Annotated in this window: 9 protein-coding genes and 1 tRNA gene; 7 read left to right on the top strand and 3 right to left on the bottom strand. The window is 45.7% G+C overall.

The genetic code is table 11. The features are described from left to right. The 5 genes from HY877_09290 to HY877_09270 all read left to right on the top strand — a co-directional run. The coding region (locus HY877_09290; GenBank protein ID MBI5300464.1) for an NAD-dependent epimerase/dehydratase family protein at positions 1-565 on the top strand (565 nt) is incomplete at its 5' end. A 31-nt stretch (positions 566-596) separates the two neighbouring features. After that, positions 597-2,009, top strand: coding sequence for a type I glutamate--ammonia ligase (gene glnA / locus HY877_09285; protein ID MBI5300463.1), 1,413 nt, complete (start codon positions 597-599; stop codon positions 2,007-2,009). Between the two features lie 36 nt (positions 2,010-2,045). Beyond that, positions 2,046-3,035: a thioredoxin domain-containing protein gene (locus HY877_09280; GenBank protein ID MBI5300462.1), complete on the top strand. Its 990-nt coding sequence runs from the start codon at positions 2,046-2,048 to the stop codon at positions 3,033-3,035. Beyond that, complete coding sequence (gene serS / locus HY877_09275) at positions 3,032-4,300, top strand: serine--tRNA ligase (GenBank protein MBI5300461.1); 1,269 nt, start codon at positions 3,032-3,034, stop codon at positions 4,298-4,300. The genes HY877_09280 and serS overlap by 4 nt, the downstream gene beginning before the upstream one ends. 408 nt (positions 4,301-4,708) lie before the next feature. Then, a tRNA-Ser gene (locus tag HY877_09270) sits at positions 4,709-4,801 on the top strand. Positions 4,802-4,813: 12 nt separating this feature from the next. Here HY877_09270 and HY877_09265 read toward each other — a convergent pair. Both HY877_09265 and HY877_09260 read right to left on the bottom strand, forming a co-directional pair. Beyond that, positions 4,814-5,632, bottom strand: coding sequence for a DUF1311 domain-containing protein (locus tag HY877_09265; protein ID MBI5300460.1), 819 nt, complete (start codon positions 5,630-5,632; stop codon positions 4,814-4,816). After that, a complete protein-coding gene (locus HY877_09260) occupies positions 5,629-6,315 on the bottom strand; it encodes a SprT-like domain-containing protein (protein ID MBI5300459.1) in 687 nt (228 codons plus the stop codon). Before HY877_09260 ends, HY877_09265 begins: the two co-directional genes overlap by 4 nt. 47 nt (positions 6,316-6,362) lie before the next feature. Here HY877_09260 and HY877_09255 point away from each other — a divergent pair, with 47 nt between their 5' ends. Both HY877_09255 and HY877_09250 read left to right on the top strand, forming a co-directional pair. Further along, positions 6,363-7,376 carry an LD-carboxypeptidase gene (locus HY877_09255; protein ID MBI5300458.1) on the top strand — a complete coding sequence of 338 codons (1,014 nt, stop codon included), beginning with the start codon at positions 6,363-6,365 and terminating at the stop codon, positions 7,374-7,376. Then, positions 7,373-8,491 carry a beta-lactamase family protein gene (locus HY877_09250; GenBank protein MBI5300457.1) on the top strand — a complete coding sequence of 373 codons (1,119 nt, stop codon included), beginning with the start codon at positions 7,373-7,375 and terminating at the stop codon, positions 8,489-8,491. The genes HY877_09255 and HY877_09250 overlap by 4 nt, the downstream gene beginning before the upstream one ends. On the opposite strand, the gene HY877_09245 is transcribed toward HY877_09250, so the two are convergent. Further along, the coding region (locus HY877_09245; GenBank protein ID MBI5300456.1) for an AMP-dependent synthetase at positions 8,468-8,884 on the bottom strand (417 nt) is incomplete at its 5' end. The genes HY877_09250 and HY877_09245 overlap by 24 nt on opposite strands.

Genomic DNA, 8,884 nt, shown 5'->3' with positions numbered 1-8,884 from the left:
TTTTACCACCACTTCCCTTAACAAACTCCCCGACGAAACAAGCTCCGTCCATCCTTTAAGTCATTACGGAGTTTCAAAATATTGCGGAGAACACTATTTCAGACTTTACGCCGCTCTTTATAACCTCAACGTCACCATTTTTAGATACGCCAATATTTATGGTCCCAGACAAAATCCCATGGGTGAGGCCGGCGTCATTGCTATTTTCATTAACCGCCTGTTGTGCGGAGAAACCCCCACCATTTTCGGAGAGGGCGATCAGGCCCGCGATTTTACTTATGTTGGAGATGTCGCGCGGGCCAATCTGATGGCGCTGAATAAAGGAAGCGGCACAACGATCAATATTGGAACGGGCGAAATGACAACAATCAACAAACTTTTCGAAATTTTAAAAAAAGAAATCGGGTTTAAGGGAGATGTTAAACATGCCCCCGGAAGAATGGGCGAAATTATCAAGAGCGGACTCGATGTAACTTCATCCAAAAAAATTCTTGGATGGTCCGCAAACATTTCTCTCACCGAAGGATTGAAGAAAACCATTGCGTGGCAACAACGGCAATGTTAGGAAAATTTTCTACATACAAAGGAGGAAGTCCATGTCACCCCAATCTGTTTTGGCACTCGCCAAAGAGCATAAAGCAAGGATGGTTGATTTCAAGTTTATTGATTTTGTAGGTATCTGGCATCATTTTTCCGTTCCCGTTATTGAATTGACGGAGAGTTCTTTCGAAGAAGGGTTTGGTTTTGATGGTTCTTCATTGCGAGGATGGCTCCCCATCAACGCTTCCGACATGCTCATCAAACCCGACGCAAAAACCGCCGTCATGGATCCTTTCACAACGGAACCCACATTGAGCATGATCTGTGATGTCAGCGATCCCATAACACATGAAAATTATTCAAAGGACCCGCGCAACATTGCCAAAAAAGCGGAACAATATCTAAAAAAACTCGGAATCGGCGACACGGCATATTACGGACCGGAAGCTGAATTTTTTATCTTCGACAACATTCAGTATGATCAATCGGAAAATCAGGGATTTTATTTTATCGACTCCGCGGAAGGAAGTTGGAACACCGGCAGAGATGAAGGCCCAAACTTAGGTTACAAACCCCGTTATAAAGAGGGTTATTTCCCGGTCTCTCCACTCGATTCTCATCAGGACATTCGCACCGAAATGGTGCTGATCATGGAACAAATGGGGATTCATGTTGAATGCCAGCATCACGAAGTCGCCACCGCCGGTCAGGCTGAAATTGATATGCGCTTCTCCCCTCTGACCAAAATGGCCGACAACCTGATGTGGTTCAAATACATCGTCAAAAATGTGGCCAAACGTCACAACAAAACAGCGACCTTCATGCCAAAACCTCTCTTCAACGACAATGGTTCCGGCATGCACACCCACATGAGCATTTGGAAGGAAGACAAAAATCTCTTTGCGGGCGATGGCTACGGCGGCATTTCGCAAATGGGACTTTATTTTATCGGCGGTATTTTGAAACACGCACCGGCACTTCTGGCTCTGTGCTGTCCAACAACGAATTCCTATCGTCGCCTCGTGCCCGGCTTTGAAGCACCCGTCAACTTGGCCTATTCCTGCAGAAACCGTTCTGCGGCAATCCGCATTCCGATGTATTCAATGAGTCCCAAGTCGCGTCGCGTTGAATTCCGAACTCCCGATTCTTCCTGCAATCCCTACATGGCTTTCGCCGCCATGCTGATGGCGGGTTTGGATGGTATCGAAAATAAAATGGACCCCGGCGCTCCGCTCGACAAAAATATTTATAAAATGACGCAGGAAGAACTTGTGGATGTCTCTTCCGTGCCGGGATCGCTTGAAGAGGCCATTCAACATCTTCGGAAGGATCACGAATTTTTGCTCAAGGGAGATGTTTTTACAAAAGATGTCATCGACACTTGGATCGAATACAAAATAGAAAATGAGGTGAACCCGATGCGTTTGCGTCCCGTTCCTTACGAATTCAACTTGTATTATGACATTTAGTGCTTTAGAGTGCCGGCTCACTAAACAGGGGGAAACATGAAAAAAATTACCATTTCGCTTTTTTGTATCATGGGGCTTTTGGCCTGCTCCAAAAATTTCGGAGGCGATGCCGCCGCAATCGTCAACGGACAAACCATCACCATTACGGAAATTGACCAATCCGCCGGCGGAAGAATTGCCAAGCAGGTTTATGAAATGCGCAAAGGAGCTCTGGATGATTTAATCGATCAGCGTCTTTTGGAAACTGCCGCCGCAAAGAAGAAAGTTTCCGTTGATGAATTGGTAAAGCAGGAAGTGGAAGTGGCCGTCACAGAACCAACCGATCAGGAAATTCAAGCCATCTATGATGCCAACAAAGAACATTTCGGGAATGAAACCTTCGACAAACTCAAACCCCAAATTGCCAATTCTCTCAAACAAAACCGGAAAAATATCCAGAAAGAACAATTTTTGGCCAAACTAAAACAAGATGCCAAAATTGAAACAAAACTGATTGCTCCTCCCGTAACAAGAGTCAAAGTTGAAAAAGGAGATGCCCCCACCATCGGGCCGAACAATGCCCCTGTTACGGTCATCGAATTTACCGACTTTCAATGTCCCTTCTGCGGACGGGCACGCCCCACCGTCAATCAGATTTTGGAAACTTATAAAGACAAAGTCCAATATGTGTTGCGTGATTTTCCTTTAAGCTTTCATCAAGATGCCATGCCGGCGCATATGGCGGCACATTGTGCCGGGGAACAGGGAAAATATTGGGAATATAGCAAAATCCTGTTTGGAAACCAAACAGCTCTCAAATCTGATAAACTCAAGGAATATTTAAAACAGGTCGGACTCGACACAAAGAAATTCGACGAATGCGTTGCGAGCAACAAATATGCCGCAACCATTCAGAAGAATATCGATGAAGCCTCCAAGGCCGGTGTCACAGGCACACCGTCATTCTTTATCAACGGAATCATGATTTCCGGCGCGCAACCTTTTCCGAAATTCAAGGAAATCATTGACGCAGAACTGAAAAAATGACCCAAAGGGTCATCCTGAACAAAGTGAAGGATCTGGCTACCATACAAGCCATGCTCCTGAAAAGGGGCATGGCTTTTGATTTGAATCCTCTTTTCGAACTCGATTCCCGACGCAAATTACTTCAAAAAGAATACGATGACTTGCGAGCCAGACAAAACGAAGTTTCGAAAGAAGTGCAGGCGTTGAAGAAAGCCGGAAAAGACGCGTCGGGAATTATCGCCGATATGCAAAAAGTTGCAACACGTCTCAAGGAAATCGGACCTGAACAAACCGAGATTGAAAAAAAACTGGAAAATCTTTGTTTGACAATTCCCAACACGCCCCATTCCAGCGTTCCCTCCGGAAAATCCTCGGAAGAAAACCACATTGAAAGAACTTGGGGAGAAAAACCGAAATTTAATTTCACCCCGAAAGATCATTCTGAAATTGGGGAAAAACTTGGCATTCTTGATTTTGAGCGTGCCGCGAAAATGTCAGGGAGTCGTTTTGTTATTTACAAGGGAGCCGGTGCGAAACTGGAGCGCGCGTTGATCAACTTCATGCTCGATCTTCACACCAAAGAAAATGGCTACACGGAAATTCTTCCTCCCTTTATGGTGAATGCGCCCGCACTCGTGGGCACCGGACAATTACCAAAGTTTGAGGAAGATCTTTTCAAAACAACAGCGGGACATTATCTCATTCCCACCGCAGAAGTCCCTCTCACCAACATTTACAGCAACGAAATTTTGAAAGAAGAAGACTTGCCAATTTCCATGGTCGCTTACACTCCCTGTTTTCGCGCCGAAGCGGGCTCTTACGGAAAAGACGTGAAAGGTCTGATTCGCCAACATCAGTTCAACAAAGTGGAGCTCGTAAAATTTACGCATCCCGAAAATTCTTATGAGGCATTGGAACAATTAACGGGCGACGCAGAAAAAGTTTTGCAAAAGTTGGGACTCCATTATCGCGTTGTGTCTCTGTGCACGGCAGACCTCGGTTTCTCTTCCGCAAAAACATACGATATCGAAGTCTGGCTTCCGGGTCAGAATGTCTATCGTGAAATTTCTTCGTGCAGTAATTGTGAAGCGTTTCAAGCCCGGCGCGCCAACATCCGCTTCAAAGGAAAAGACGGAAAATTAAAATTTGCCCACACATTAAACGGTTCCGGTCTCGCCGTAGGCCGCACACTAATCGCCGTTCTAGAGCAGTACCAGCAAAAAGATGGAAGCATTACGGTTCCGGAGATACTGAAACCCTATCTAGGTATTGCAAAAATTGGCTAAAGACATTAGAGCGCATCTCATAAATCATTTTAGAAGCCTGTCATTCTGAGCCCTTCGCTTTGTCATTCTGAGCCCTTCGCTTTGTCATTCTGAGCCCTTCGCTTTGTAATTCTGAGCCATTCGCTTTGTTATTCTGAGCCCTTCGCTTTGTCATTCTGAGCGAAGCGAAGAATCTGTTCGGGCTCAGGATAAACTCCGCGAAGAATCTGTTCGGGCTCAGGATAAACTCCGCGAAGAATCCACTTTGCTATCAAGCAGATCCTTCACGGAGTTTACACTGAGCGTAGCGAATGTGTTCAGGATGACACCATTTATGAGATATGCTCTACCAAATATTTCGATTTTAAATTATTGTTGAATATAATTGGACTTTACGAAAGTTTGGCGAGTCGTTATGAAAACGACCATGGAGAGGTGGCCGAGGGGCCGAAGGCGGCAGTTTGCTAAACTGTTTTGCGCCCAAAAGGTGCAACGAGGGTTCGAATCCCTCCCTCTCCGCCAGTTTTTTTAAAATCACGGCAAATCTTCGGTGTTAAAAATTGGGGTTCCCAATTCTTTATGGCAAAGAGGGGAAAGCTGTTTTCCTTTCTCCGCTTCACAAAAATTGCACAGAATTTCTTTTCCATCCTTATAACGATCCCCCGCCCATTCATAAGGTGTCAAAGCAGTTTCACAGGCCGTGTCATGTGCAGAACTCAGCAAATTCCGATAACCTTGATGACTGCTTTGAAGCGGCCAGACAGCACGCACACCACTTTCCAAAATCAGCCGCCACCGGTTGGCGTTATACTGCACCAGCGAAAACGAGCAATTCATGGAAGCTCCGCAAAAATGTCCATTCCCCAAATAAATCCATTCCATGACACCATCATGATTTAAATCGACAGGAGTCGGCTCAAAATCGGCTTTGCCACAGGTATCAACCATGTCCATTTTCTTTTTCGTACAAACCAACGGTCGCACTGCCGAAAAAAGAGGAGGCGCCTCCAAAAATCCGGGGGTTTTGTTCTGCAATGCTGTTACGCGAATGAAAGTTGTGTGGAGAAGACATTGTTCCTTGGCACTTATTTTCTGACAATAAGCATCGCGCCACTTGATCCAAGCCCGCTCGGCCGACTTAAGTTTGGCGGTCATGGATGGATCTTTTGCAAAACTGTCCATCAATGTTTTGTAAACTTGATTCAGCGTCGCATCTGCTTTGAAAAGTTCCTGATGGACGCACTGGTCACGTTGAGACCCACCCGCCAATTTTGAACAAGGTTCCTCTGCACCTGCGCTTCGCACAAGCATCAACATACTCACAACAACTCCCAACAAAATCCATGGTTTCATTTTGTTTCTCCTTTTTTTCTAGGTTTGCGCATTAGGCGGCTTAGGTTTTTTCCTTCCCACTCCAGCGCTTTTTTCAAATGGGGATAGATTGTTTCCATTGTTTTGAAAGCGGGGGGATGAATTTCACGGCGGCCATTGACTTTCCGCACGGGCACCAGCGCGTGACACATTTCGTGGAAGATTGTTCCCTCCACAACATATTGCGGAACAAATTTTTGATCCAGATGGGGATGAATCGTAATCAGATTTTTTGAAGTGGAATAACTACCCATCTGCAATTGTTCATAGGCACGCCGTGAGGCGGAAGGTCCCCAAGTAATTTTGGCCGTCACTTTATTTTCCAAAAAATCACGGTTGAGATTTTTGAAAAGCTTTTCGAGATCGTAAATTTTTCCCTTTGTCACAATGGGAGGCATTCGGTGGTGAACCCAATGCCAGTGATCTTCAATAAACCGGTCAATTAAACTGGAACTCTCCTTGTTATGATCGTCAATGTAGCGTGCAATGTGTTTTTGCAAAGAAGGTTCGGCTTTTTGAAACATCCAATGAAGACGGATATGCCAGACACGACGGCGATAATCGGCCCTCAAAAAAACGGAGGTGTTGTCGGTGATCGTCAGGAACACATTGGCCTTCAAGTGTTTCCTTAAAATCTTTTGAAGTTTTTTCGCCGCCGAATTCATTTGGATCCTTCACGGAGTTTACACTGAGTGTAACGAATGTGTTCAGGATGACCCCGGGGGGTCATTTAATACCGTTGCGGGAATTGGGTCAAATTGATAAACAGTTTCCGAAAAAATGCGGGTGGCAGGTGAAGGTTTGCACGCCCTCCCGCATTTTTTCGGAAACTTATAAAAATATGGAAAAAATTCTTAAACGGGGAGATATGGTCGGCATTGCCGCTTCATCGAGTCCTTTTGATAAAAAACAGTTTCAGAAGGGAATTAATTCCCTAAAAAAAATGGGATTTAAAGTTTTTTATCATTTCCATATTTTTTCAAAAGAAAATTACCTTGCGGGAGATGACCAGAGAAGGTCCAAAGAACTTCTCGCCCTTTTCAAAAATAAAAAAGTGAAGGCAATTCTTTTTGCCCGCGGTGGTTATGGTGCACAGCGAATTATCCCCCTCTTGGATCCAAAAATTTTGAAAAAAAACCGGAAACCCGTGGTCGGGGTCAGCGATATCACCGCGCTCCTCACTTTCTTAAGGCAAAAGGCGGGCATTCCCACTTTTTACGGCCCTGTTGTCACGCAGTTAGGCAATGATGTTTCCTTAACGAACTTGAGTTTGAAAAGTGCTCTGACCGAACCCCAAAAAAATAAACCTATCTCTCTCAAAAACTGCAAAATCATGCAAAGCGGGCTAGCGCATGGCAAGCTCGTTGGAGGCTGTCTCTCTCTGATCACCTCCAGTATTGGTACTCCTTATGATCTCGATACAAGAAACTCGATTCTTTTTTTTGAAGACGTGGATGAAAAAGTCTACGCCGTTGACCGCATGCTGACTCAACTTAAAAATTCGGGAAAATTAAATGGCGTAAAAGGAATTTTGATCGGCACCTTGAAACCAGTCAGGGGAGAAAAACATTCCATGGAAGTCATGCTCAAAAATACATTGAAAAATTTTAAGGGACCCATTGTTACTCATTTCCCGGCGGGGCATACCAAAAAGTTTGTCACATTGCCGCTTGGAGCGAAAATAACTCTGGACACTTCATTATTGTGTGACAATTTAAAAAAATGAGTTTTTCTCATCCAATCAATCAAATGATGGAACAGGCCATTGAGCGCGGAGTCTTTCCCGCCGCGAGTTTGCTGGTGGGACATCATGGCGACATTTTGCATGAAGGAAATTATGGAGAGGCACGCGGCGGCGTTTATTTCGATGTTGCCTCTTTGACCAAAGCGGTTTCCACCACAACACTTATGATGCAACTCGTTCAGGAAGATCTGCTCCATTTAGAGGACACGCTTCAGCAGTGGCTCCCCAACGCCACGGCCCCGCAACACAAGGAAATCACGCTCACGCATCTGCTTTCCCACACCTCCGGACTTCCCGCGTGGCATCCTTTTTATCGGGAACTTCCGCTCGATCAGGTGGGCACTCCCGAGGGAAAACAGCACATTGTTTCAGCCTGTCTCGAGGAACCAATTATCAGCAAACCCGGATCTCAATGCACCTACAGCGATCTCGGTTTTATTTTACTGGGCGAAATTGTGGAGCAGGCGGGTTACGCATCCCTCGACGCCTTGTTTCAAAACAGAATTGCAAGACCTTTGGAAATGAAGGACACTTTTTTCATGCACAATGTCGGTCTAATCCCGAAAGAAGAACGGTCCATGGTCCATAGTCCATGGTCCATAGTCCATCAGAAACGTTTCGCGCCAACCGAAGATTGTCCGTGGCGGAAACATGTCATTCAAGGCGAGGTCCATGACCCGAATGCCTACGCAATGGGCGGCGTTGCCGGTCATGCAGGAATTTTTTCAACGACGGAAGATTTGCATCGCTTCATCAAAACAATGATCAACTGTTATCACGGAAAATCAGACTGGATTGATCCGAAAATTGTCCGTCAATTTATTGATTTCAACATCAACACATTAACACATGAACACATGGGCACATATGTACTTGGTTGGGATACACCCACCTTTGGCCAATCTTCCGCCGGCCGCTACTTCTCCCCCCATTCTGTGGGGCATTTGGGTTACACCGGTTGTTCAATGTGGATTGATCTGGACAAAGATTTCTGGGCAATTTTACTGAGCAACCGAATCCACCCGGACGCAACCAACGAAAAAATAAAAGCCTTCCGCCCCCGCATCCACAACCTAATCTGCAAGACGTTTATGTAAATTGTCATTGCGAACAAAATCCAGACTTTCCGGGTTTTCGATGGTGCTTAGGTCGGTGAGGGTTTCTCCGAGATATTTTTTGCGGATGGCGGCGCGCACGATTTTTCCGGAGCGTGTTTTTGGGAGCGTCGGGACAAATTCAATTTTTTCCGGAGCCAGCGTTTTTCCAAGCACCCGTACTACCACACCGGCCAGTTCTTTTCGTAAAGCATCAGAAATTTTGTCAGGGAATTTGAGTACCACAAAACAGATCAACGCTTCGCCTTTCACTGAATGAGGAACACCAATCGTCGCGGATTCGGTAACCAAAGGGTGTCCATTGAGTGCCGATTCCACTTCCGCGGGTCCCACTCTTTTCCCGGCGATTTTGATTGTGTCGTCGGCGCGTCCCTG

Source organism: Deltaproteobacteria bacterium, assembly GCA_016213065.1.
Taxonomy (GTDB): domain Bacteria; phylum UBA10199; class UBA10199; order SPLOWO2-01-44-7; family SPLOWO2-01-44-7; genus JACRBV01.
This window is presented reverse-complemented; position numbering and strand designations above follow the sequence as displayed.

What these genes read in the sequence shown, in the direction of transcription:
- HY877_09265 (MBI5300460.1), bottom strand. Translation starts at nt 5,632, where the DNA reads ATGAAACCATGGATTTTGTTGGGAGTTGTTGTGAGTATGTTGATGCTT.
- HY877_09280 (MBI5300462.1), top strand. Translation starts at nt 2,046, where the DNA reads ATGAAAAAAATTACCATTTCGCTTTTTTGTATCATGGGGCTTTTGGCC.
- glnA (MBI5300463.1), top strand. Translation starts at nt 597, where the DNA reads ATGTCACCCCAATCTGTTTTGGCACTCGCCAAAGAGCATAAAGCAAGG.
- HY877_09260 (MBI5300459.1), bottom strand. Translation starts at nt 6,315, where the DNA reads ATGAATTCGGCGGCGAAAAAACTTCAAAAGATTTTAAGGAAACACTTG.
- serS (MBI5300461.1), top strand. Translation starts at nt 3,032, where the DNA reads ATGACCCAAAGGGTCATCCTGAACAAAGTGAAGGATCTGGCTACCATA.
- HY877_09250 (MBI5300457.1), top strand. Translation starts at nt 7,373, where the DNA reads ATGAGTTTTTCTCATCCAATCAATCAAATGATGGAACAGGCCATTGAG.
- HY877_09255 (MBI5300458.1), top strand. Translation starts at nt 6,363, where the DNA reads ATGACCCCGGGGGGTCATTTAATACCGTTGCGGGAATTGGGTCAAATT.